This window comes from Thalassospira sp. (assembly GCF_048059015.1).
Taxonomy (GTDB): Bacteria; Pseudomonadota; Alphaproteobacteria; order Rhodospirillales; family Thalassospiraceae; genus Thalassospira.
This window is the reverse complement of sequence record NZ_JBLLNT010000006.1, coordinates 264496-286922: the sequence shown is the minus strand read 5'-3', so window position 1 is coordinate 286922 and position 22427 is coordinate 264496. Positions and strand designations below refer to the sequence as shown.

The 22427-nt window shown below is 53.5% G+C and carries 25 protein-coding genes; 8 read left to right on the top strand and 17 right to left on the bottom strand.

The features are described 5' to 3' along the window. Window positions 1–177 precede the first annotated feature (177 nt). Window positions 178–1020, top strand: coding sequence for a tetratricopeptide repeat protein (locus ACMZ66_RS10660; protein ID WP_416937171.1), 843 nt, complete (start codon window positions 178–180; stop codon window positions 1018–1020). Between the two features lie 76 nt (window positions 1021–1096). Here the strand turns inward: ACMZ66_RS10660 and ACMZ66_RS10655 are convergent, their stop codons facing one another. The 3 genes from ACMZ66_RS10655 to ACMZ66_RS10645 all read right to left on the bottom strand — a co-directional run bounded on the left by ACMZ66_RS10655 (window position 1097) and on the right by ACMZ66_RS10645 (window position 3645). Further along, entirely contained in the window at window positions 1097–2362 is a 1266-nt protein-coding gene (locus ACMZ66_RS10655; RefSeq protein WP_416937169.1) for an MFS transporter, read from the bottom strand. 86 nt (window positions 2363–2448) lie between these two features. Then, entirely contained in the window at window positions 2449–3189 is a 741-nt protein-coding gene (locus ACMZ66_RS10650; RefSeq protein ID WP_416937167.1) for a TetR/AcrR family transcriptional regulator, read from the bottom strand. Between the two features lie 225 nt (window positions 3190–3414). After that, window positions 3415–3645: a DUF2798 domain-containing protein gene (locus ACMZ66_RS10645; RefSeq protein ID WP_416937165.1), complete on the bottom strand. Its 231-nt coding sequence runs from the start codon at window positions 3643–3645 to the stop codon at window positions 3415–3417. Window positions 3646–3740: 95 nt separating this feature from the next. Here ACMZ66_RS10645 and ACMZ66_RS10640 point away from each other — a divergent pair, with 95 nt between their 5' ends. Then, entirely contained in the window at window positions 3741–4658 is a 918-nt protein-coding gene (locus tag ACMZ66_RS10640) for a LysR family transcriptional regulator (protein ID WP_416937163.1), read from the top strand. Between the two features lie 99 nt (window positions 4659–4757). Then, the gene (locus ACMZ66_RS10635; RefSeq protein WP_416937161.1) at window positions 4758–5645 is read left to right on the top strand and encodes an AraC family transcriptional regulator; all 888 of its coding nucleotides are present in this window, start codon (window positions 4758–4760) and stop codon (window positions 5643–5645) included. Window positions 5646–5648: 3 nt separating this feature from the next. Here the strand turns inward: ACMZ66_RS10635 and ACMZ66_RS10630 are convergent, their stop codons facing one another. Next, complete coding sequence (locus ACMZ66_RS10630) at window positions 5649–6089, bottom strand: Lrp/AsnC family transcriptional regulator (RefSeq protein ID WP_416937159.1); 441 nt, start codon at window positions 6087–6089, stop codon at window positions 5649–5651. A gap of 139 nt (window positions 6090–6228) precedes the next feature. On the opposite strand from ACMZ66_RS10630, the gene ACMZ66_RS10625 reads away from it, so the two are divergent. Next, on the top strand, window positions 6229–7125 hold the full coding sequence (locus ACMZ66_RS10625; RefSeq protein WP_416937157.1) for a DMT family transporter: 897 nt from the start codon (window positions 6229–6231) through the stop codon (window positions 7123–7125). Between the two features lie 80 nt (window positions 7126–7205). On the opposite strand, the gene alaS is transcribed toward ACMZ66_RS10625, so the two are convergent. From alaS to ACMZ66_RS10595, 6 genes are all read right to left on the bottom strand, one after another. Next, window positions 7206–9860: an alanine--tRNA ligase gene (gene alaS / locus ACMZ66_RS10620; RefSeq protein WP_416937155.1), complete on the bottom strand. Its 2655-nt coding sequence runs from the start codon at window positions 9858–9860 to the stop codon at window positions 7206–7208. Window positions 9861–9991: 131 nt separating this feature from the next. Beyond that, window positions 9992–10402: a hypothetical protein gene (locus tag ACMZ66_RS10615; protein WP_416937153.1), complete on the bottom strand. Its 411-nt coding sequence runs from the start codon at window positions 10400–10402 to the stop codon at window positions 9992–9994. A gap of 356 nt (window positions 10403–10758) precedes the next feature. After that, window positions 10759–10902: an entericidin A/B family lipoprotein gene (locus ACMZ66_RS10610; RefSeq protein WP_416937151.1), complete on the bottom strand. Its 144-nt coding sequence runs from the start codon at window positions 10900–10902 to the stop codon at window positions 10759–10761. Between the two features lie 188 nt (window positions 10903–11090). Continuing rightward, a complete protein-coding gene (locus tag ACMZ66_RS10605; RefSeq protein ID WP_416937149.1) occupies window positions 11091–11267 on the bottom strand; it encodes a DUF1328 domain-containing protein in 177 nt (58 codons plus the stop codon). 42 nt (window positions 11268–11309) lie between these two features. Next, the gene (locus ACMZ66_RS10600) at window positions 11310–11450 is read right to left on the bottom strand and encodes an entericidin A/B family lipoprotein (protein WP_416937148.1); all 141 of its coding nucleotides are present in this window, start codon (window positions 11448–11450) and stop codon (window positions 11310–11312) included. 225 nt (window positions 11451–11675) lie between these two features. Further along, window positions 11676–12728, bottom strand: a complete 1053-nt coding sequence (locus tag ACMZ66_RS10595; RefSeq protein ID WP_416937146.1) for an alpha/beta hydrolase family protein — start codon at window positions 12726–12728, stop codon at window positions 11676–11678. Window positions 12729–12861: 133 nt separating this feature from the next. On the opposite strand from ACMZ66_RS10595, the gene ACMZ66_RS10590 reads away from it, so the two are divergent. After that, window positions 12862–13878 (top strand): helix-turn-helix domain-containing protein, encoded by a 1017-nt coding sequence (locus ACMZ66_RS10590; protein WP_416937144.1) that lies wholly within the window; start codon window positions 12862–12864, stop codon window positions 13876–13878. Between the two features lie 51 nt (window positions 13879–13929). Here ACMZ66_RS10590 and ACMZ66_RS10585 read toward each other — a convergent pair whose 3' ends face one another. The 3 genes from ACMZ66_RS10585 to nikR form a co-directional block, all read right to left on the bottom strand. Continuing rightward, complete coding sequence (locus ACMZ66_RS10585) at window positions 13930–14235, bottom strand: NIPSNAP family protein (RefSeq protein ID WP_416937142.1); 306 nt, start codon at window positions 14233–14235, stop codon at window positions 13930–13932. Between the two features lie 107 nt (window positions 14236–14342). After that, a complete protein-coding gene (gene recA, locus ACMZ66_RS10580) occupies window positions 14343–15377 on the bottom strand; it encodes a recombinase RecA (RefSeq protein WP_416937140.1) in 1035 nt (344 codons plus the stop codon). A 586-nt stretch (window positions 15378–15963) separates the two neighbouring features. Further along, window positions 15964–16437: a nickel-responsive transcriptional regulator NikR gene (gene nikR / locus ACMZ66_RS10575; protein ID WP_416937138.1), complete on the bottom strand. Its 474-nt coding sequence runs from the start codon at window positions 16435–16437 to the stop codon at window positions 15964–15966. Window positions 16438–16535: 98 nt separating this feature from the next. Here nikR and ACMZ66_RS10570 point away from each other — a divergent pair, with 98 nt between their 5' ends. Continuing rightward, entirely contained in the window at window positions 16536–17330 is a 795-nt protein-coding gene (locus ACMZ66_RS10570) for a DUF4198 domain-containing protein (protein ID WP_416937136.1), read from the top strand. Between the two features lie 5 nt (window positions 17331–17335). Beyond that, on the top strand, window positions 17336–17851 hold the full coding sequence (locus ACMZ66_RS10565) for a hypothetical protein (protein ID WP_416937134.1): 516 nt from the start codon (window positions 17336–17338) through the stop codon (window positions 17849–17851). Here the strand turns inward: ACMZ66_RS10565 and ACMZ66_RS10560 are convergent. Further along, entirely contained in the window at window positions 17843–18742 is a 900-nt protein-coding gene (locus tag ACMZ66_RS10560; protein WP_416937132.1) for a DMT family transporter, read from the bottom strand. The genes ACMZ66_RS10565 and ACMZ66_RS10560 overlap by 9 nt on opposite strands. A gap of 196 nt (window positions 18743–18938) precedes the next feature. Between ACMZ66_RS10560 and ACMZ66_RS10555 the strand changes: the two genes are divergently transcribed. Beyond that, the gene (locus tag ACMZ66_RS10555) at window positions 18939–19712 is read left to right on the top strand and encodes a PH domain-containing protein (protein WP_416937130.1); all 774 of its coding nucleotides are present in this window, start codon (window positions 18939–18941) and stop codon (window positions 19710–19712) included. A 26-nt stretch (window positions 19713–19738) separates the two neighbouring features. Here ACMZ66_RS10555 and ACMZ66_RS10550 read toward each other — a convergent pair whose 3' ends face one another. The 3 genes from ACMZ66_RS10550 to ACMZ66_RS10540 all read right to left on the bottom strand — a co-directional run bounded on the left by ACMZ66_RS10550 (window position 19739) and on the right by ACMZ66_RS10540 (window position 22296). Beyond that, complete coding sequence (locus tag ACMZ66_RS10550; protein WP_416937128.1) at window positions 19739–20422, bottom strand: hypothetical protein; 684 nt, start codon at window positions 20420–20422, stop codon at window positions 19739–19741. An 83-nt stretch (window positions 20423–20505) separates the two neighbouring features. Next, window positions 20506–21225: a hypothetical protein gene (locus ACMZ66_RS10545; protein ID WP_416937126.1), complete on the bottom strand. Its 720-nt coding sequence runs from the start codon at window positions 21223–21225 to the stop codon at window positions 20506–20508. A 348-nt stretch (window positions 21226–21573) separates the two neighbouring features. Further along, window positions 21574–22296, bottom strand: coding sequence for a substrate-binding periplasmic protein (locus tag ACMZ66_RS10540; RefSeq protein WP_416937124.1), 723 nt, complete (start codon window positions 22294–22296; stop codon window positions 21574–21576). Window positions 22297–22427 lie beyond the last annotated feature (131 nt).

Sequence of the window (22427 nt, the reverse complement as noted above, 5' to 3'; positions counted from 1 at the left end):
GGCCTCGGCACGCGCCGGGGCCTTTTGCGTTTTAAGATATCCTACCGCGTAACCAAACCTTCCCATCCCCATATGACATAAGGGTGGTAATGAACGGTTCGGGCACTATAATCCCATCGTTAATCGATAAATCTAAGGGTCCGATCAACGGAACCGTTATGGATTGGGAGACTACCGATGAATGCAATGTCCTTTTCTGATATGGGGCTTGCAGCCCTGAAAAGGCGACAGTTTGATGCGGCGATCAATATGCTGCGTCAGGCACTTGGCGAAGATATGGAGAATCTGGACGTGCGGTTTGGCTTGGCGCGTGCACTCCATGAAAAAGGTTCGATTGTCGAAGCACTCGGCGAATATCGCACCGTGCTGCAATCTGATGGGGGCCATGAAGACTGCCTGCATCACATTGCACGCGCGCTTTTGCAAAATGATGATCCGCGTGCGGCGCTTAACCATGTCGATATCGTGCTTCGTACCAACCCGACCGACCCGGAACTGCTTACGCTCCGCGGTCAGGCCCTATTGGCGCTTGAGCGCAATGAAGCTGCACTTTCTGCCCTTCAAACCGCAGGACATCATAATCCGGGATCAGAAACCATTCACCGGCTGATGGCGGCCTGCCATCGGGCGAATGACGATATCGAAAGCGAACGTCGCGCGGTGGAGCAGCTTCTGCGCATTGATCCATCCTCCTTGACTGCATCAAACGATCTGGGTGTGATCAATCTGCGCGAGGGCCATTTGATCGCAGCGTTCGAGGCATTTGAGCAAATCCTGTCGCAAGACCCGGAACACACCCAGGCAACGCTTAACCGTGCCATTGCCCTGACTGTGATGGGCGGCATGGATCATGACGCGATCTGGGGTCGGGTGATGGAGATTTGTGATGAGATCGACGACCTTGCAGACATCCGCGCCCTTGCCGATGAGCTGGCAAAACTTCCCGATGCCAAGCGCAAGGGAAGCGATCAGGCAACAGCACTCATAAATCATGCGGCGCTGACACCAGTCGCGATCTGATCAGAGCCAGACTGAAACGCAAAACGCCCGCGCATGTGACGCGGGCGTTTGCTTATGAGGCGTAATGTCTTTGTGATCAGCTGGCGGAGGCCGTTGCCTTCGCTCCAGCCGGTTCAGCAGAACGGCTTTTAACCCAGCCCAGAATGCCAACAACGCAAATCAGCGAGGCAACACTACCAACGATAAAGGGTAAGTCACTGTTAAGCCCCGCCAACACACCGCCCATCAAAACGGCGGCAGCTTCTGCAAGAACATGCACCGAGCGATAAATGCCAAGTGCCTGTCCCTGCTCATGTGCACCTGCGCCGTTGGAGATGAAAAGACTGGTGGTAACTTCACACCATGCAATCCCGAATGCCGCCAGACACATCGGCACGAAAATCCACACCAGACCTTCGGGCAGAACAAAGGTCACAAGACCAGTCGCCAGAAGCAAATGGCCAAGGATGGCAACACCGCGCAAGCCCATCGGACGCTGCGCACGTTCCACCGTCAGTCCGGCCAGGATCAGCGGAATGGATATGATGGCAGAACACATGCCAAGGAAACTGCTGGTCACGTCGTAATTCTGCACGAGGTAAACCCCAAAGAAGCAGAAGAACAAATAGATCGCGACGTAGCTAAAGAACGACACCGCATAGCCCGGCAACAATACCGGGTCAGTCAGGGTCGCCCAAACCGACCGGGTCGGCACGGCTTCATCATCACTCGCCCGGCCACGACGGCGGGCATATTCCGGGATATGCAGGATGACGGCCACGACCAAAAGGTTGAAGCCATACATGCCCGCAGCAAAGAAGAACGGCCAGGAAACGTTAAAGGACGGATGAATAGACGGGTCGGAGAAAAAGCCGCCCATCAACGGACCAATGATCCAGCCAACATTGATCGCAACCGTGATCAGGCCAAAGTTACGAACCTTGTTTTCAGGCTTGCTGATGTCTGAGGCGATCGATTGGGCAATCGCCATATTGCCTTCGCACAGACCCGACACAAACCGGCCAATCAACACCATTGGCAGGTTGGCATTGGCCACCCCGATGGCAACCACGATATAGCCACTGGCCGCCCCAAAAAGGGATGCCATCAAAACAGGCTTGCGCCCGACCTTGTCCGATAGACGCCCAAGCCACGGTGCCCCGATAAACTGCCCGATCGGATACAGCGCCATCGCAACACCCAAAAGGATCGTTCGGTATTGTTCGGGCACGGATGGATCAAGGAAACCCAGTTCGGGTTTCAAAAACATCGGGCCGAAAACCGGGTAAGGAAGACTGAAACCGGCAAAGCCAAACAGGACAGTCATAAAGACTGCCGACATTGCCTTGTTTTCCTGCGACATGGGGTACTCCGTGGGGCGTTTATCGTGTTAGTTCGCTGTGGTGGTGCGAGGGTATAGGTGCGAGAACTCGGGGCGATGGTGGATGCCTAAAATCCGGTAAAACGGATATCGGGGACGGCATATTGGGCGGCAAGTGCGCGGACCTTTTGACGGGCATCGTCAACCTGCCAACCCGCACCAATCATAAGATCGGCCAGACCATCACACAGGATATTGAGCGCATTTTTGCGAAGCTCCTGCCCGTAATGGCGATCGGTGATTTCCGACAGCACCAAAACATTGATCCCGTATCCCAACCCCCAACTGCCAAGATTAAGGTTACGGCTGCGGCTGGTCATATCGGACGCAATGCCAAGCTCGGCCTCGCCTTCGGTCAGGAAGTTCTGAAACATGGTGGTGATGGCATTGATCTGATCAAGCTGGGCCTGATGACGGGCATAGGTAGCACGTTTCCAGATCGATGGCGCAAGGGCAAGATATTCGGCCTCGAACAATTGCGGATGTTCGATGGAAAAGCTCAGATCCAGCAGATTGGCGATGATGTATTTTTCAATCGCACTGCCATCGTGATTGCGCGCAATGTCAAATTTCTCAGCGCGCTTTGCCCCGGCCATAACGGCCAGCCCGATCAGAAGATCTTCCTTGCTGGCGAAATGGCCATAAAGAGTGCCGACCGAAATGCCGCAGGTCCGGGCCAGATCGGACATCTTGAGCTCGAAAAAGCCGAGATCAGCGATCAGTTCACCGGCCCCGTCAAGGATCAGTTCTTCGCGTTTCTGGCGTTTTTCCATGCGGTTTTGCGCGACCATGGTCAATCGATCTTCCATCTGATGGATCATTTATGACGTAAAATCGAATTTGGTTCATTTTTTGAAAATCAACAAGCAACCATTTTGCATGGGAGGGTCACGCGAACACTCACGGGTTGCTCGGCATTTAGCCAAGCCCTTGAAAACCCAGATGTCTGACATGAAAAAACAGGCCCGGCGATGTTACACCGGGCCTGTTTCAATCGCTTGGTGGCGCGACCGGGGGATCAGAAAGTTTGTCTATCAGGCTGTCTGTCGCACAAGGCGTGATGTGATTTTGCCCACCGTTCCGGCACTGAGCAGAACAAGGGTAAAACCAATCGGCCATGCGACGATAAAGGCATTGGCCCAGCGCACCGGATAGTTCGCATCAATGCCGGTATTGATCAGTGTGACTATCCCGGTCATCAGGAAGCACAGCCAAAGCGACATGAAAAACGAAAACACGAAGCGTTGCATTTGAGGGGGAAACATAAGCGTCCTCATAGTTTGGTCTGTCATTGACACCAAACATTCCCTATTCTTGTTTTTGGGAATAGATCAAATTATTGAAATAGAAATTCTCAAAAATGGAACACCTAAATCATCTTGATGATCTGGCGATCTTCGCCCGCCTTGTCGAAGCCGGGAGCCTGCGCCGTGGTGCGGTGCAGATGCGCATCCCGGTCGCAACACTCAGCCGCCGTTTGCAGAAGCTTGAAACTGCCCTTGGTGCAAAGCTTTTGGAGCGCGGTGGTGGCGGCTTTACCCTGACCCAGGCGGGCAAGGAATATTACGACCGGATCAATCCGATCATGGCCGAGCTATCGTTGCAGCTTGAAGAAATCGATCAGCGCCAAAGCGAATGCGTCGGGCTTTTGCGCTTGGCCCTTCCGGTCAATCTGGCCAATTACTGGCTGCCGGAATTCTTTTCTGATTTCATGAAACGCTATCCGCGCATTGATCTGCACCTAACGCTTTCCAATGCGCTGCTGCCCGAAGAAGACTTTCCCTTTGATGTCGCAATCCGGGTTGGCAAGCAGACGCAAAATTCCCTGATGGCACGACGGGTTGCCGGCACGTGGCTGGTGCCCTGTGCCGCACCAAGCTATATCGCTGAACGTGGCAACCCAACGTCACCTGATGATCTGGCCAATCATGACATGATCATATCGCGCCCGCTTCTAACCTGGCGGTTTTATCATCCGCAAACCGGGGCCGAGGAAAGCATTGCCGCCCATGGCCGGTTCAATGTTGATGAGATGGAGCTTGCCATCCATATGGTGCGCGCGGGTCATGGCATTGGGTTATTCGCCCATAACATCATTGCTGATCATTTGAAATCCGGCGCGCTGGTGCCGATCATGCCCGATTGGAAGACCGAGATGCGCGATTTCTATGTCGTCTGGCACGACACCGAATTCATGCCCAAACGCCAGCGGGTCTTTATCGATGAATTGGCCGCCTTTGCCACCCGACATCCACCAGACGCGATGATTTCTGATTAATACCGCAAGATCGGTCAGGTATTGGCGCGCAGACCCAGGCAAGATCACAGGCATTACCAAATTGCCAGGACACCCGTTGGTCAAAGGATGAAAGATACCGTGAACGCGACGATGAAAACCGATTTACAAAAGCGCTTTGATCGGGTGATCCGATATATCGATGATCATGCTGACCAACCGCTTCCGGTCGAGGAATTGGCAAGTATTGCCGCCTACTCACCCTTTCATTTTCATCGGCAATTCACCGCCCTGTTTGGCATTGCGGTCAGTCAGTATATCCGCCTGATCCGCATGCGCCGTGCCGCCCACACCCTTGCCTTTCGCAAAAATACACCGGTGCTTCAGATCGCACTTGATGCCGGGTATGAGGGGCCAGAGGCCTTTGCACGCGCCTTTCGCCAGATCCATGATCAAAGCCCGACCGAGTTCCGGGCAAAGCCCAACTGGGATGATTGGCAAAAGCCCTATGCCATGCTTGATCAGGTCAGGAAAAGCACCATGCCAACCACCCAAACTGCCGATGTCACCATTCTTGATTTCCCCAAAACCGAGACCGCATGCCTTGATCATGTCGGCCCGCCTGAGCGGATCGGAGAAACCATCCAGAGCTTCATCGCCTGGCGCAAAACACATCATCTGCATCCGTCAAAGCATGCGACGTTTAACATCATCTGGTGCAATCCCGATGATACCCCGCCCGAAGATTTCCGAATGGGACTGGCGGTTGCCACCAACCAAAAGCTAACTGCTGATGATGCAGCCACGGGCCTTTATTCCCTGACCATCCCGGCCGGGCGATGCGCCAGACTGCGCCATATCGGCAGTGACCAGATGCTGGGCGAAAGTGCGCTTAGGCTTTACCGCGACTGGCTGCCCCAAAGCGGTGAAACCACCCGCGACTTCCCGCTGTTTTTCCAGCGCGTGGCGTTCTATCCCGACGTCGCGGCACACGAGGCGATTACGGATATCTTTTTGCCGCTGGTATAAGCCTTATTTGGCCGATAACGGCGGCATGCGTCGTTCAACCGGCTTTGATTTGACGATTGCCGTGTTGGTTTCTGCCTTATCAACGATCTGGTCCAACAAACCGTCCAGTTCTTTCATCGAACGGATGTAAAGCCGCGCAACAAAGCAATCCTCGCCGGTCACCTTGTCACATTCGCCAAATTCCGGGATTTCGGAAATAAGCTGCTGAACGATATGCAGCTTTCCGGGTAGCGGGCGAATGCGCACGATAGCCTGAAGCGGGTAGCCCAAGGCTTCGGGATCAACATCAATGGTGAAACCGCGAATGACGCCACGTTCTTCAAGTCTGCGCACACGTTCTGCGACGCCAGGTGCAGACAGGCCAACTTTGGCCGCCAGTTCCTTTTGCGAAATGCGGGCATCGCGCATCAGGATTTTTAAAATCTTCTGATCGATTTCATCCATGACCTTACAAATCCCGGAAATTTCCGCAAATAGCTTTGATTAAACAGGCTACATGGGGAAACCACCTTTCTCAAGCCATGTAAAACACGCAGTAAAAAGCGGAAAGTAATCCGATCAAGCGTTTTGGACGGAGCTTCCGATGAATGAACAATTGCGCGGTACGGCGGAAATGACCGCTGCCATGACAATCCTTGGCACCATTGGCTGGTTTGTTGTCATGTCAGACCGCCCGGCGATGGATGTGGTTTTCTGGCGCTGTGTATTTGGCGCGGCCGCACTTTTGGTGATCTGTGGCGCGATGGGGCTTTTGCGCGGGCTTGTGAATATGCGCATGCTGCTTTGGGCTTCCTTTGGCGGGATTGCGATCGTTACGAACTGGTATCTGCTTTTTCAGTCCTATTCGATGGCATCAATATCAGTCTCAACTGCAGTCTATAACACGCAGCCTTTCATGCTGGTCCTGTTTGGTGCCGTTTTCTTTGGCGAGAAACTGACGGCAAACAAGTTCATCTGGCTTGGCATTGCCTTTGGCGGATTGCTTCTGATCATTGCCGGAAAGCCAAGTGGTGGCGTGGGTGGTAGTGATTATGCGGGCGGCATTCTGATGGCGCTGGGTGCGGCATTCTTTTGGGCGACGGCGGCCATCATCACGAAGAAACTCTCGGGCACACCACCACATTTGATTGCCCTTGTGCAGGTCTGTGTTGGCATTTTGATGCTGGCACCGTTTGCGAAATTGCACGATCTGCCAAACACAACCGCAAGCTGGAGCGCCCTGATCACGATTGGCGTTGTGCATACTGGGATCATGTATGTGCTGATGTATGGCGCAGTTCAAAAACTGCCGACCCATTTGCAAGGATCACTCAGCTTCATCTATCCGGTGGTGGCAATCGTTGTTGATCTGATTGCCTTTGGCTATCGCCCCGATATGGGCCAGATCATCGGCGCTATCGCCATCCTGATCGCTGCAGCAGGCATGAATTTGGGTTGGCGCATCATGCGACCACGTACACCAAAATCAATCCAAAACTGATCCGCGCGCATTCATCAGACAAAAGAAAAGGGCCCCGATTGGGGCCCTTTTTATAATCAGACTTTTTGTCTCATGGTCGCTTAGCCAGCGACATGCGCCTCGATGGCAGCCAGTGCGGCATCGGCCTGGGATGGGTCGGAACCACCACCCTGAGCCATGTCCGGACGACCACCGCCGCCTTTGCCGCCGAGCTTATCAACGCCGATGCGGACAAGATCAACCGCGCTGAATTTCGCGGTCAGGTCTTCGGTCAGGCCGACAACGATGGAGGCCTTGCCACCATCACCAGAAACCAGTGCGACAATACCTGACCCCATCTGATCGCGCAGTTCATCGACCATGCCTTTGAGTTCCTTGGCCGGGATGCCATCAAGCGCGCGAAGGGCGAGTTTCACGCCATTCACTTCCTTGAATGCATCACCGCCCGAAGCACCGCCGGAACCGGCCGTTGCGAGCTTCTTGCGCAGATCCGATACTTCGCGTTCCAGACGACGACGTTCTTCCTGCAATGCCTTCACACGTGCCGGGACGTCTTCGGGAACAGCTTTAAGATCGGCTGCGACCGAGGCCAGAACGTTTTCACGGGCTGACATGTAGTTGGCTGCATCCGCACCGGTCAGGGCTTCGATACGGCGAACACCACTTGAAACCGCACCTTCGGATACGATTTTGAACATGCCGATATCGCCGGTGCGCTTAACGTGCGTACCACCGCAAAGCTCAAGCGAGTAAGCGTGTTCGTTGCTTTCCGGAAGGCCCATCGACACAACGCGGACTTCATCGCCGTATTTTTCACCAAACAGCGCCATCGCGCCGAGCTCAATCGCCTCATCCGGGGTCATCAGACGGGTGGAGACTTCGCTGTTTTCGCGGATCAGGCGGTTAACGTCAGCCTCAATCACCGCTGCTTCCTCGGCCGTTACGGCCTTCGGATGCGAGATATCAAAGCGCAGACGATCCGCTGCGACCAAGGAACCCTTCTGGGTGACGTGATCACCAAGATGCTTGCGCATGACAGCATGCAGCAGGTGGGTAGCCGAGTGGTTGGCACGAAGCGACGAGCGACGGGAATGATCCACACGGAATTCAGCCGCATCGCCAACCTTGACCTCGCCTTCGACGACTTTGCCAAGATGCACATGCAGGGCACCGAGCTTTTTCTGGGTGTCGGTGATTTCAATGATCGCGCCGTTTTCGGTTTTGATCACACCGGTATCGCCCTGCTGACCACCGGACTCACCAAAGAAGGTGGTCTGGTTGGCAAGAACGGCAACATCATCACCAGCAGATGCGGCTTTGACTTCGGCACCGTCCTTGATCAGTGCGGTAACAACACCCTCGGCGGTTTCGGTTTCATAGCCGAGGAATTCGGTCGCGCCATCACGGTCATTGATATCAAACCAGACTTCTTCGGTCGCGGCTTCGCCCGAACCCGACCATGCGGCACGTGCCTTGGCCTTCTGTTCTTCCATGGCGGTCGAGAAACCGTCTTCATCGATGCCGATTTTGCGTTCTTTGAGCGCATCAGCCGTCAGATCAAGCGGGAAGCCATAGGTGTCATAAAGTTTGAAGGCAACATCACCCGAAAGGGTCGCGCCAGCTTCCATGCCATCAGTCGCGTCATCAAGCATCTTGAGACCGCGATCAAGCATGGTTTTAAAGCCCTGCTCTTCAAGCTTAAGGGTTTCTTCGATCAGTGCCTGTGCACGGACCAGTTCCGGGAATGCACCGCCCATTTTGCGAACCAGTGCCGGGACCAGTTCATACATCACCGGATCCTGGGTTCCGATCATGTGCAGATGGCGCATCGCGCGGCGCATGATACGGCGCAGAACGTTACCGCGACCGGCATTGGACGGAAGGACACCATCAGCAATCAGGAAGCTGGTCGAACGCAGATGGTCGGCAACCACGCGGTGCGACACATTGTGCGGACCATCCGGATCGGTATTGGTCGCATCAGCCGATGCTTCGATCAGCGCGCGCATCAAATCAATGTCGTAGTTGTCGTGCTTTCCTTGAAGGACAGCAGCAATACGCTCAAGCCCCATGCCGGTATCGATCGATGGTTTTGGCAGGTCTACACGCTCGCCATTTGCCATCTGCTCGTACTGCATGAAGACGAGGTTCCAGATTTCAATGAAACGGTCGCCGTCTTCTTCCGGGCTGCCCGGAGGGCCACCCCAGATGTGATCGCCATGGTCAAAGAAGATTTCCGAGCACGGACCACACGGACCGGTATCGCCCATCGACCAGAAGTTATCAGAGGTCGGGATGCGGATGATGCGGTCATCGGTCAGACCGGCGATCTTTTTCCAAAGGCCGTGGGCTTCGTCATCGGTGTGATAGACGGTGACCAGAAGCTTGTCTTTGGGAAGACCGTATTCCTTGGTGATCAGGTTCCAGGCGAACTCGATCGCGTCTTCCTTGAAGTAGTCGCCAAACGAGAAGTTGCCGAGCATTTCAAAGAAGGTGTGATGGCGCGCGGTGTGACCGACATTTTCAAGGTCGTTATGCTTGCCACCGGCACGCACGCATTTCTGCGAGGTGGTCGCGCGTGAATAATCGCGATGCTCTTGACCGGTGAAAACGTTCTTGAACTGCACCATCCCTGCGTTGGTGAACATCAGGGTAGGGTCATTGCGCGGCACCAGCGGGCTGGAGGAAACGACTTCATGGCCGTTCTTGCGGAAGAACTCCAGAAACGTGGTGCGGATATCGTTAACGGTCTGCATATCTCTCCAACCCGGAAAACGCGGAATAAAGGCACCCGCCATTCTGGCGGATGGACTGCCCTATTTAGCGGCTCGGCCCTGCCCTGTCCAGTCAGCCATAACAGCATTCCCTCACAAATCTCACATTTTCACTACATAACGCTCTTGGAAATACGGAGTCTGTCGACAAACCTTTGCTGTCCTGTCCCACAATACTTTTTTGAATGTCTATTCCACCAGATCGAGGCTGGATGAGGGATACAGTGTGTCTTAAGATCAATCGACAAAGAAAAGCGCTTAAATGCCTTCGCTGAAACAAAGATAATTTCAGCAGGCTTCAGGATCGATATGGTTTGCTCCAAAATGCGCTGAGATAGCCTTATATCCTGTTCCGCTGCCTTGATCGACTGCCCATACTCGGCTGGGCGTTGATAAGCATTAATAAAGGAAAAATAGGTAAACGCGTTTTTGCAATCATGCCATCCGGCTTTGATCATTGCCGCGTTCAAATTTCTGTAAATAGCATGTCCTGCAGCTGGCCAGATCCCATTTTCTTTACTCAAAATCTTCCTCGTATTTATCCACTTCCTCTCGCAACAAGAAAGGTTAAATTGGTTGCCTTCGTACCAATATTGAGCACTTTTATGAACAGTGCTACTTCGGGGAAAATAATGGCTCTCCGCAACCAGTAGAAGTCCTCGTCCATCCGCAACTGGAAAACCTTGCCCAACGAATGGCAACATCTGCGGATAATTCTTAAAATGACTTATTTGCAAAAAATTATCGTCAAATTGCTCCGAGGACATACCCTGAGCGCTTTCACGAATGATTGCGTTTGCTGAAATGATGCTATTCCTTTTTTTGTGCACCTTTTTGTCTAAAAGGCTTAGGTGGTTTCAAGCTTCGTCAACTGTGAAACTCAGTCGCTAGCACTGTCCTGAATGGTTTTGCCGAGATTTTCCATATCACGGCCAAAGCCTTCGGCGGTTTCGCACGCGCCCAGTGCCAAGCCAAACCCGACAACCATCATCATGGCCAAAAGACGTTTTGCGATTACAGACATGCTTTCTGTTTGCTCCGACTATCATCGGGCGCCAAATCGCCCGTGTTGTTGTTTATAGGCATATTTTGGCGTTTGGATCACGTCCATGCAACCGATATCGAATTCCCGGATGCGCAAAAAGGACGCCGTGATGGCGTCCTTCTTTCTGCAGTCTGATATCTTTTGCCCGAGCCTTGTCTTTTACGTCGTTACATTGGCGGACGACGGCCGCGCAGTGCATTGACCAGAAGCGAAATCGCAAACAGCGCGATAAAGACAAAGAACAGAAGCTTGGCGATGCCAACAAAGGTTCCGGCCAGACCACCAAAGCCAAGAATGGCGGCGATCAGTGCCAGGACCAGACAAAATACGGCCCAACCTAACATGATGTTACTCCTGCGATTATGAAGTGAACGGGGTTAGCCCGATCAGGAAGCGCTGTCCTGAATGGCTTCACCGGCATCTTCGACGTCCTCGCCAAAGCCTTCGGCGGTTTCACAGGCAGCAAGGCCAAGGCCCATGCCCGAAATCATCAGGATCGCCAGAATCTTTTTCGTCAGGTTCGACATTTTTGTTCTCCTGTTTGCTCATGATGTGGTGCTCACAGGAATTCAAACGGCAACAACTATGAATTGTTCCAGCAACCTTCTGTTTTGACGGAATTTTTGGCGTACTGAAGCCAAAATAAAAGCTGTATTTCAAAAGACTTATGGGCAATCGTGATCATTTTGGGGCACGTGACCAAAGCATGGAGGCAACCGCCACAGGCTGCCTCCATCTCGTTCAATTCGGGATCAGGATGCTTTGGGCGCAAGCGACAGAAATGTGCTGATTTCATCAATGATCTGGCGATGGATTTGCGCACGATCAGATCCCTCCGGGTCCGAACAGATCGGATCATCTTCCATCTTTGCCAACAGTTCCGCAGCCCCGGGTACACATTCACCAAGGAATGTCAGGTGGTTCGCCGGGGCAAAAACGGCGTAGCGCGGATTGCCGAGTTTGGCGCGTAACCCACTGCCGGTTTCAGAGATGTCCGCGGCCTTCCAGCCATGCTCCTTACCCAGCCGGATGAACAACATGTCAGGATCGATATCCTTGATGCTTGCATCATTGACCGCAAAGGTCATGCCCGCTTCGATGGCGATAAATTTGGAAATGCGGGGATCCTTGCCGCCCGCCTCAAAACCATCTGGCAACTGATCCATGTGCACACCGCCCTTTGCCAGAAAGGCGCAATCCTGAACGCTGTTGCCAAACGTCTGGCAGTAATCGCGGTAAGTATCGCGATCAAAGCGCAGTCCGGCAAGGTTCAGAACCGTTGTCCCGCCCAGTGAGAAACCGGCTGCGGCGATCTGGTCGGTATCGATATAGGGCGCGAATTCCGGGTTTTCGAGAACCTGATCTAGGGCCGCATGGATGTCCTTGGCGCGCACGCCAAGCTCCGTCGTGCGGCGCGGTGATGAGTCGCCAGAAGTCGTTCCGGGATGATTGACCGCAAGCACCATGGCACCGCGCATGGCCAGCTCGGATGACAGCCAGCCAATCGCATCCATGTTCCCGCCTGATCCATGCGACAGAACAACCAAGGGATGCTTACCCGGTTCAATCGCCGCCCCGATATAGGCATCGATGCTTTTCCAGATCGCACTTTTATTGACCGGTGCTCGATAGATAAACGTATCCGCCGGATACCAGATTGACGCCGCCAGCGGACGAGAACGATGGGCCGCATCAACATCAAAGCGATCATATCCGGCAAGGTCACCACCGGCATGCGCCGGGATAGAAGACAGACCGGCAAACAGGCCAAAGGCGACGGTCAGGGCAGAAGTTACATGTTTCATGATTTCAATCCGTGTTTTAAGCTTCACCGGCTTGAAATTGCACCTGTTTTGCGATCGTTCGCGTCCTCGAACCGGTTTAAGGACGTGCAAAACCGGTTTTCGCACCATCTGATTGGGAAATGCCGCCACCGCCATGATTGCACTGCCCGTTCCCATGATCGTTGCCCTGTTGTTGGGCTTTGTGTTTGTCCGATCCGTGCTGTTTGCAGAAACGTCGCGGCTGTTGGGCGCGCTTTTGCTGGCCTGTGCGGTTCAAAGCATCACGGTGTCGCTGGTGCATTATTACGGTGTGCTTGAATTGCGCCTTGTGCAGCCGGTTACAGCATCGATCATCCCGGCCTTGGCATGGGTCGCATTCCTGGAGGGGGGCATTCGGCCGCATTTTCAGGCAACCGACCTTTGGCATCTTTTGGCACCCATCACGATGATTGCGGTGGTGCTGTTTGCCCCCATGCTGATAGATCCGCTTTTGGGCGGGATATTTGTTGGTTATGCGTCGGCCATTCTTTTAGCATTGCATCGCCAAGGCAACGATCTTGCCCATACGCGCTTGGCGGCGGGACCGGTCCCAGCGCTAATCTGGCGGGTGATTGCGGCGGCCCTGATCATATCGGCGTTTAGTGATGCGCTGATATCGATTGCCCTACAGGTGGGTGCCGCTACCGCACCGGGCATCATTCTTAGCATCTTCTCATCGCTGGCCTTACTCGCCATCGGCTTTTTGGCGCTGTCCCCCGACATTGCAATCGCGCGAGATGATGAGGGCAATGAGGGAGCTGAAATTGCCCCAGTAGCACCCAAGATCGAAACCGATATTCCTGTCGCTGACATCATGGCTGCACTTGATGAAATGGTCCGGCGCGAGAAGCTTTATCTTGATCCTGACCTGACCCTGGCGCGCATGGCACGACGGCTTGGTTATCCGCTGAAACAGGTTTCAATCGCGATCAATGCGGTTACGGGTGAAAACGTGTCGCGCTATATCAACAAATACCGCATTGAGCATGCCTGCGCGGAACTTGGTGCAGGGCAGAATGTGACCACAGCGATGCTCACCAGCGGCTTTAACACCAAGTCGAACTTCAATCGCGAATTCCTGCGCATCACCGGCAAAACGCCCAGTCAGTGGCAGCAACAGGCAACCATGTAAAAGCCCGGCGGATTGGAACCAGCCGGGCTTTTATTTCAGTGCGGGTGCTGGTTAGTCGAGAACCGGGCGCATGAAGCTGCGCTCATAGGAAATGATGCTGCGATTTTGGACTTCCATATTGAGAACTTCCTGACATTCGGCGTCATCGGCCATGCGATTGCGGTAATCTTCGTATTCGGCAAGGCTCGGGAAGCTGAACAGGGCGTAGGCCACGTTGCTGGCCCCTTCATGGGGCAGGAAATAGCCGTGATGGGTGCCGCCCATCCGGTTGACGATCGGGATCCAGCGTTTGGCGTAGGTTTCAAATTCAGGGATTTTGTGGCTGTCGATGATGTATTTCAGATAACACGTAATCACGGGTGGGGCTCCGTCTTTGGGTGGCATTCGCATCAAGCATGCGAAACGAAAAAGGCGGGATACACATGCACCCCGCCCTTTGAAATTATTTCGAAAAATCAATCAGATCAATCGTCATTGACCGGATCGTCTTCGCTCATATTGGTCATGGCTTCGGCGATCAGACCCGCACTTTCGCGAATGCTGGTTTCGATTTCCTTGGTCATTTCCGGATTTTCACGCAGGAAGGTTTTGGCGTTCTCGCGGCCCTGACCGATACGGGTCGAGTTATAGGAGAACCACGAACCTGATTTCTCGACGATGCCGGCCTTCACACCAAGATCAAGGATTTCACCCATCTTGGAAACGCCTTCGCCATACATGATGTCGAATTCAACCTGCTTGAACGGCGGTGCCATCTTGTTTTTGACGACCTTGACGCGCGTCTGGTTACCAACGACTTCGTCACGATCCTTGATCTGACCGATACGGCGAATGTCGAGACGAACAGAAGCATAGAACTTAAGCGCGTTACCACCGGTCGTGGTTTCCGGGCTTCCGAACATCACGCCAATCTTCATACGGATCTGGTTGATGAAGATGACCATGCAGTTCGAACGCGAAACGGAGCTGGTCAGTTTACGCAGCGCCTGGCTCATCAAGCGCGCCTGCAGACCAACATGGGTGTCGCCCATTTCACCTTCGAGTTCCGCACGCGGAACGAGGGCCGCGACCGAGTCAACCACGAGAACATCAATCGCACCGGAACGCACCAGCGTATCGGCGATCTCAAGCGCCTGTTCACCTGCATCAGGCTGGGAAATCAGAAGTTCGTCGGTATTGACACCAAGCTTGCGGGCATAGCCCGGATCAAGTGCGTGTTCCGCATCGACAAATGCACAGGTACCGCCAAGCTTCTGAGCTTCGGCAATCGTGTGCAGGGCCAGGGTCGTTTTACCCGAACTTTCCGGGCCATAAATCTCGATGATACGGCCACGCGGCAGACCACCAATGCCCAGTCCAATATCAAGACCAAGTGATCCGGTTGAAATTGCGGAGATATCAACGGCGCTTTCCCGCTGACCCAGCTTCATAATCGAACCTTTGCCAAATGCCCGTTCGATCTGCCCAAGGGCGGCTTCGAGTGCCTTCTGCTTATCCATAGTATCCTTATCCACCAAATGCAGCGCGGTCTAAATCATTGCTCGAACTCTCTTATTCCACAGGGCCGGGTAGGATGCAACGCAGGCGGTTCCCCGGACCTAAATGCGGAACGCCACCGCTAGAAGAACCTGCTGCCCTAACAGATTGAAAATCCTGTACACGTCAGCAGAACGATTCGAGCCTGTTACGTTAATCTGCCTCGATTTTGTTTGTGTTTGACGCCGTTTCGCTAGGCACTGCGTGCAGAGCGATGCGGCGCATCGGTCAAACGGTGTAACACCGCGAAACGGCGTCAAACACAAACCCAGAGGGCCGAGACTTCCTTCGCCCCTGCTGCGTCATGTTTTTTGACCGTAGCCCCGCTACGCTCTGCAAATCATTCCTTGCAGGATCGAAGGAGGTCTTCGGCAAAACGACGCAGATTAACGTAACAGGCTCGTAGAACATAATGCGAACACTCTCATAAAATTTTGGATGTTGCAAGTTTGTTCTCATTTGCGCAGGTGAGATTTTCTTGGTCGCAAACACAAAAACCCGACCATCTCTGGCCGGGTTTGGGCAATCGACACGATCAATGCACTCTGATCAGGTGGTGATTTTCAGATGTTCGTGGGTATGTGCGTGGCCATCTTCGCCGTGATGATGGGTTTCGACATGGAGCTCACCGGGAACAGTATAAAGCTGCCCGTGGCGGACACCGGGTTGCGCCAAAACCTTGTCAGCAAAGGTACGAATTTCATCAAGTTTGCCGCGCAGCGTCACGCTTTCAAGGCAGGTGTCATGATCGATGTGAAAATGAACTGTCGAGACCGTCAGGTTGTGATGTTCGTGCTGGGTGCTCATCAACCGGGATGCCAGCATGCGTTCTTCGTGGTCATAAACGTAATTCAGAACGGCAATGCCAACCCCGTTCGGGTCTTCATCAAGTTTGGTGTTCTGAAGCTTTTCACGGATCAGATCGCGGAACCCTTCGGACCGGTTGGTGTAACCACGTGCATCGAGGAAGGCGTCAAACGCCTCCATCAGATCATCTTCGATGGATACAGTTACACGGGTCATCTCAATTCCCTTTCAGAATCATCAGCTTGACTCGTATGAACAATTTTGAAAAGTTCATACGGTAATTTTTACAGACCTAATTTCCCAAAGGATAGCAGATGTTTCAATCAAAGTTCGCACGCGCACTGATAATTGGTGTGACCGGGTGCCTTTTAGGCGGTGTGGCAAGTGCGCATGAATTCATCGCCAGCACAACGCCAACCACCGCCAAGCCCGGTGATGCGATCACACTAAGGATGGATTCCACCCATCAGTTCGGCCTGCCAGAAGAAGCCGAAGCGATCAAACATGTAAGCGCAAACCTGATCACCTCTGATCAGAAAACAGCACTTGAGGTGACAACAGATCCAGACGCCCCGCGCCTGATTGCAACCTTTGCCTATCCCGATCAGGCCGCATGGCTTGGCACCCATCGCCTGCCGGTGGTCTGGTCACAGACGCCGGATGGCTGGAAAGAGGGTGGTCTTGATCAGCATTCAGATGCCATCACCGCATCACGTTATGAGAAGTTTTCCAAACACCTGATCGGAGCATCGAGCAATGATGGTGTGGTGACCACGGCGTTGGGCAACAAGCTTGAAATCGTGCCACTTGCCGATCCGCGCAAAACCGCCATTGGTTCGGACGCCGAATTCCAGATTCTGCTGGATGGTCAACCGCTAACGACCACGGTTCTTGCAACCTATGCCGGCTTTACCGAAACCCCGTCTTCCTGGGCCTATTATAGCGAGACGCTTAGCGATGAGCGCGGAAGCGGTATTGCCAAGGTTCGCATTTCTGCACCGGGCCTTTGGATTGTGCGGGTTGCCACCGACATCAATGATGCCGAGGAAGGTGTACGGATGCATAACCTGCGCGCGACACTGACCTTTAATGTGGGCGATCAGGGCTAAGCTTGATGTCACGTGCATTTGCGCTTTGGCTGCTTGTCATGCTGGTCCTGCCATTTGGCGGACCAGCCCCCGCCCTTGCCCATGGGGCGGGTTGGCAGATCGACAGTTCGGCAAAAACTATCCTGTACCGGTTTGGCTATACGGACGGTAGCGCAATGGCTTTTGCCGAAGTCGTCGTCACCAGCCCGGATGGAAAAACCTGGCAAAAGGCCCGAACAGACCGAACCGGTCATTTTGCCTTTGGCCTGCCACCGCAATCGGCTGACCAGATCGATCTGGAATGGCAGATCAAGGTCGCGGACGGTATGGGGCATATCGTGCAGTTAAGTTATGTGCCAACTGCCAAGGATGATGCTCCGCCGCACACACAAACCGGATTAAGCGGCACAGCAGATCTGGTTGATCTGCCGATTTGGGTGGAAATCCTGTTCGGGTTTAGTTTGCTGGCCAATCTGTTTGGCGGGCTGTTCCTGTGGCGCAAACGCGCTGCTCAAAACGCAACACCCACGCCATCAGCTTAAGAAAATTAGTGCCACCCCGGCAAAGGCAAGACAGGTGCCCATAACAGCCTGCAGGCCGACCGGTTTTCGCATGATCACCCCTTCATAGACAATCAGCAAAACCGGCGGCAATGCCATCAGGGTGGATGCAATCCCGACATTGGCGTTTTGTACCGCCAACATCGAAAGCCACACACCAATCGCAGGCCCGATCAAGGCACCAAGCAACAGCCACTTGCCCACATCCGGGGCGATACAGGCCGTCACTGTACGGCGTACACGGCCAAGAATTACCGCCAATCCCCACATGGCGATCACCGCGACCAATGTTCTGATCCATGTCGCGGATAATGCAGAATAGCCATCAATGAGCGCATATTTCGCCGTGATCAGGTTGGCCACCTGCCCGACCGCACCACCAAGGCCAAACAGAATGCCGACAATATAGTTGCGGCCCTCAAGCCCGACCGGGCGGCCCTTTTTACCCAGAATAACAATCAGAACCCCGCCAACCCCGCAGGCAATGCCGGTGATTTCAAGCGGATGGAGTGTTTCATCAAACAGAACCCATGCCAAAACAGCGCCCATGATCGGCACGGTCGACATCAAAAGCATCGAAAGTCTGGCACCAATCATGACAAACGCCTGAAACAGCATCGCATCGCCGATCACAAGACCAAGCACGGATGAAAGTGATAACCAGCCGAACTGTTCCCAGGTCACCGCATTGGGCCAGGGTTGGCCTTCCAATACCCAGTGCAGCACGGTCAGACAAAAGATCGAACAGGCCAGACGCCCGCGATTGACCGTTTGCGCACCGGCCTTTCCGCCGATATTGGAAAAGATCATGCTGGAGCTCGCCCAGCAGAGCGCAGCAGTTAAGGCGGCAGCCTCGCCAATCAGGGGGAACATGGGGCGCGTTTCCTGTTGTTATTTCATTGCCGGTTGGATCCGGCATTTGGCCGCGGTGGCAAGCCATTCCCCATAAGCGCATTTTCGCATCTGTTTGCAATCTGAATTATCGCGTCAGGCATCAGATGACTGCAACTGCTTGCGATTTCTGTGCACCGCCGTATGTTCATGAAAACAAGACAACAAGGACGCGAAGATGAGCAAGGCCAGTCAGGACGATCAAAACGGCAAACCGTTCAAAGGTATTCGCCGCCATCTTCATGATGGTGAAGTCGTGATCATGGATTTGCCGATCTCGCCCGTCTCGATCCTGATCCCCGGCGCAATCAAGATCATCTGGATTGCGGCGCTCATCTATGCGTCCTATCACTGGCGCGAGATTTACGATTTCCTGATGCCGCAATTCAAAAGCCTTCTGACCGGACCAGAAGCCTTTGCCGCCCTTGACCAGATTTGGGAAGAATACGAGTTCGTTTTCTCGTTCGCGCTGATCGGTCTGATTTTGGCAGGCATCATGATTGTCTGGAAAATCATTCGCCGTGCGCTGGGGGTTTCAACCCGGGCTGCGATGGACAGCATCCTTTTGCCGATCACAGCCATACGCGATCTGTTTTTCTTTGAGCGTGTGATTACCAATAACCGGATCGTCACCAGAAGCGGCGTTCTGCGCAAGGATCAGGATGACCGTGGCTTTGAAGCCATCAAATCAACCCAGATCAGCAAAAGCGTGATTGGCAATATCTTTGATTATGGCGATCTACACATTACCGATCGTCTGGGCCACAGCTTTACGCTGCGCCAAATCACAGCCCCCGAAGGTGTCGCAAAACAGCTTTCGGATTATTTTGGCCGCGTACGCCCGGAACATCATACCGGGGAGCCGATTGATATCACCCATCGCGGCCATGAAGGAGTGATCGAACAGGCCCAGACCAAACAGATCAACAAGCCTGAAAGCGACGTTTTCTGATTTCTTGAGATAGCCGGGATGGCAGCTTACTGCGTCTGTTCAAAGAAGCTGCCACCGCTTGCATGGAATTCCTGCAGGGCATCAGAGATGGCGGGCAAAAGCCGTCTGTGTTCGGGCCGGATCCAGGCAAAGACATTGCGGCGCATCAACATGGTGATGGCGGCACTATCAAGCCTGCCTGCGAATTGACGAATAGATTGGCTGTCAATCAGGATGGCATCAACCCGCCCGCCGATCAGCATATCGACCATGATCTCGTAATTGGGCAGGATCATGATGTTTTCATAGGTCCCGGAGATATCAAGCTGCCATTCCATGCCGCGCAAAACGCCAAGTGCGCGGCCATTCATCTGCTTGATGGTTTGAAGGGTTGGGTCGTAGCTGACCAAAAGCCCCTCACCTTCGATCACCGGGATCGGAATCCGCAACATGCCGAGCAGTTCATAATCGCCAAAATTGATCACGCGCATCAACTCGCCATCAATCTGACCATTGATAAACATACGTTCTGACTGGGCTGCAGGCAGATAGGACATCTTTGCACAGATATTCTGGGTGGCCAGAACTTCGGTGAATTTCTGACCAACCTGATGGCCAAGAATATCTTCGGTGGCCCCGAATAGCAGGCAATCATCTGCGTATGCGACCGGTGCAGAAAACAGCAATGCACCACCAATCACAATTTCACGCAGCATGCCAAATACAGCCATACGGGTTGCTCCTGCTTTGCCCATCATTTTACATGGCGTTGGTGCAATTGAAGTTCAATTTGCACCCGACATAAAACAGGCAATCAGGATTCCGTTTCTGGCAGCGTTTCAAGCGCTGTGCGATAGATGTCCGTCCCGTGATTGAAACGCGGCAGAAGCGGTTCAAACTCCTTGCGAAGCCAGCTGTAATTGGTCAGCGTCTCAACCTCGATCGCGTGATAGCCATCGGGAACCCCGCCGGTTTGCAGCAATGAATTGTCATCGATCAGAACACCGTCCAGACGGCCTTCCTGCATCATGCGCATCATCATATCTGCCCCGCCCGGAACCGTGACAATATCGGCATAGGGCGACAATTCACGCAAACCCCAATCAGCCCCCAGCCATACACCAATATCCTGATGGCGAAGGTCGCTGATTTTCCGGATGTTGCTGTCTGCGGTTACCAGAACGCCCTTGAACTCGCCGACAGCAGGGCCGTGGACCAGGTTCATACCGACATAGGTTCGAAATGTTGAGACACCGGCAAACACGCCGTCAATTTCCCCGCGCCGCAAGGAATTTGCTGTGCGCTTGTTGGGAAGCCAAACCGTATCAACACATAGACCGGCCTTGGCCATCGCCCGGCGATATCGCTCCGCCGCGCGGTCATGATCCTGCATTTCGGGAAATGCGATCTTCAGACAAATTTCTTCTTCGGCCTTGGCCGAAGGCAGCAATTCAAACGACAGTATCAATGCTGCCAATAAAATGACAGCAACCATACAGGATCGCAGAATCCCTGTGGGCTTTTTCAGCGCCATGGTTAACACCCCCAAGTCACAATCCCACACGATCCGAAAATCGGCAGAACTGCTTTAGCCTTCCTGATGTGCCCGCCGTCATTAAGTGCGGTCGGGTCATATTCATTATCGTCTTTTTGGTCGGCATTTTTGCCGTTGTGGAAAAAACTATAGGGCGAGCTTTGCAAGAAGCGCAAGCGCTTGTGAGCCCCCCTATACGTACGGAAAACCCTTAGTAACAGTGCAGCATTTCAAATAGCGCACTAACGCCATGAATTGATTTACTGAATTAAAAGTGCGTGCCGCACCGCACCCGCAAGCCATACGCGCAGAAGGTATTATATAATGATGTAAGGGATGATAAATCGCCTATTGCGCGCGCGCACGCCACGCGATGATCCTGTCGCGAAACAGTTCGGTTCCCTGGTCAAATTGCGGCATCAGATCGCTATGTTTGGCTTGAAGCCAACTTCTGACCGGAAGCTTGCGTACCGGGATTGTTATAAAGCCCTCGGGCGCGCCGCCAAGCATCTCAAGCGAGAAGCTGTTGATCAGCATACCGTCAATCCGACCACGCCTGAGCATATTCATCATCATGTCCGGCCCACCGGGACAGCGCACGATATTGCCATAACCTGAAAGCAATTCTTCTGACCAGGTTGATCCGAGCCAGACACCAATTGATTGGGTGGTAAGCTCTGACAAAGCCGTGACTGTTTCTTTGCGGACAACAAGAAGCCCGTCGGGGTTCCCGACCAGGACATGACCGCGAATGACCGGCACATCGACATGATCGGCAAATTCATCAAGAACAGCAAAAACACCATCAACCTCGCCCGCCTGCATGGCGACCACGGCGCGCGCGTTTGGCATCGTGATCGGATCGACGCACAGGCCGACACTACTCATGACCTCGCGATAGATCTCAAGACCAAAGGCGTCCTGGGTTGCTTCGGGCAGGGCGATGCGCAAACAGCTATCGTCATTCGCATGTGCTGCTGGCAACAGACGAATGGATAAAAACACCGCCAAAACAATGATGAGTACCGTCACGCAGTTACGGACGGTTTTGGGTTTTGACCCACGCGCCATTTGATTCCCCACGACAGGATTTTATTATTATTTTGTCCCATCCAGACCTTGTTTCGATCTGTTTGGCGTGGAGCTTAATGCGCAAATTCACGTTTGGCTAGCCCGGCAACCATTAATTGCATTATTATAAT

Bases quoted from the DNA above. Each gene is read 5' to 3' on its own strand.
- ACMZ66_RS10630 (WP_416937159.1), bottom strand. From the start codon at position 6,089: ATGGATGAAATCGATCAGAAGATTTTAAAAATCCTGATGCGCGATGCC.
- ACMZ66_RS10610 (WP_416937151.1), bottom strand. From the start codon at position 10,902: ATGTCTGTAATCGCAAAACGTCTTTTGGCCATGATGATGGTTGTCGGG.
- ACMZ66_RS10640 (WP_416937163.1), top strand. From the start codon at position 3,741: ATGGAACACCTAAATCATCTTGATGATCTGGCGATCTTCGCCCGCCTT.
- ACMZ66_RS10600 (WP_416937148.1), bottom strand. From the start codon at position 11,450: ATGTCGAACCTGACGAAAAAGATTCTGGCGATCCTGATGATTTCGGGC.
- recA (WP_416937140.1), bottom strand. From the start codon at position 15,377: ATGGATAAGCAGAAGGCACTCGAAGCCGCCCTTGGGCAGATCGAACGG.
- ACMZ66_RS10655 (WP_416937169.1), bottom strand. From the start codon at position 2,362: ATGTCGCAGGAAAACAAGGCAATGTCGGCAGTCTTTATGACTGTCCTG.
- ACMZ66_RS10550 (WP_416937128.1), bottom strand. From the start codon at position 20,422: ATGGCTGTATTTGGCATGCTGCGTGAAATTGTGATTGGTGGTGCATTG.
- ACMZ66_RS10625 (WP_416937157.1), top strand. From the start codon at position 6,229: ATGAATGAACAATTGCGCGGTACGGCGGAAATGACCGCTGCCATGACA.
- ACMZ66_RS10590 (WP_416937144.1), top strand. From the start codon at position 12,862: ATGATTGCACTGCCCGTTCCCATGATCGTTGCCCTGTTGTTGGGCTTT.
- ACMZ66_RS10595 (WP_416937146.1), bottom strand. From the start codon at position 12,728: ATGAAACATGTAACTTCTGCCCTGACCGTCGCCTTTGGCCTGTTTGCC.
- ACMZ66_RS10560 (WP_416937132.1), bottom strand. From the start codon at position 18,742: ATGTTCCCCCTGATTGGCGAGGCTGCCGCCTTAACTGCTGCGCTCTGC.
- ACMZ66_RS10555 (WP_416937130.1), top strand. From the start codon at position 18,939: ATGAGCAAGGCCAGTCAGGACGATCAAAACGGCAAACCGTTCAAAGGT.
- ACMZ66_RS10650 (WP_416937167.1), bottom strand. From the start codon at position 3,189: ATGGAAGATCGATTGACCATGGTCGCGCAAAACCGCATGGAAAAACGC.
- alaS (WP_416937155.1), bottom strand. From the start codon at position 9,860: ATGCAGACCGTTAACGATATCCGCACCACGTTTCTGGAGTTCTTCCGC.
- ACMZ66_RS10605 (WP_416937149.1), bottom strand. From the start codon at position 11,267: ATGTTAGGTTGGGCCGTATTTTGTCTGGTCCTGGCACTGATCGCCGCC.
- ACMZ66_RS10660 (WP_416937171.1), top strand. From the start codon at position 178: ATGAATGCAATGTCCTTTTCTGATATGGGGCTTGCAGCCCTGAAAAGG.
- ACMZ66_RS10645 (WP_416937165.1), bottom strand. From the start codon at position 3,645: ATGTTTCCCCCTCAAATGCAACGCTTCGTGTTTTCGTTTTTCATGTCG.
- ACMZ66_RS10545 (WP_416937126.1), bottom strand. From the start codon at position 21,225: ATGGCGCTGAAAAAGCCCACAGGGATTCTGCGATCCTGTATGGTTGCT.
- nikR (WP_416937138.1), bottom strand. From the start codon at position 16,437: ATGACCCGTGTAACTGTATCCATCGAAGATGATCTGATGGAGGCGTTT.
- ACMZ66_RS10570 (WP_416937136.1), top strand. From the start codon at position 16,536: ATGTTTCAATCAAAGTTCGCACGCGCACTGATAATTGGTGTGACCGGG.
- ACMZ66_RS10565 (WP_416937134.1), top strand. From the start codon at position 17,336: ATGTCACGTGCATTTGCGCTTTGGCTGCTTGTCATGCTGGTCCTGCCA.
- ACMZ66_RS10540 (WP_416937124.1), bottom strand. From the start codon at position 22,296: ATGGCGCGTGGGTCAAAACCCAAAACCGTCCGTAACTGCGTGACGGTA.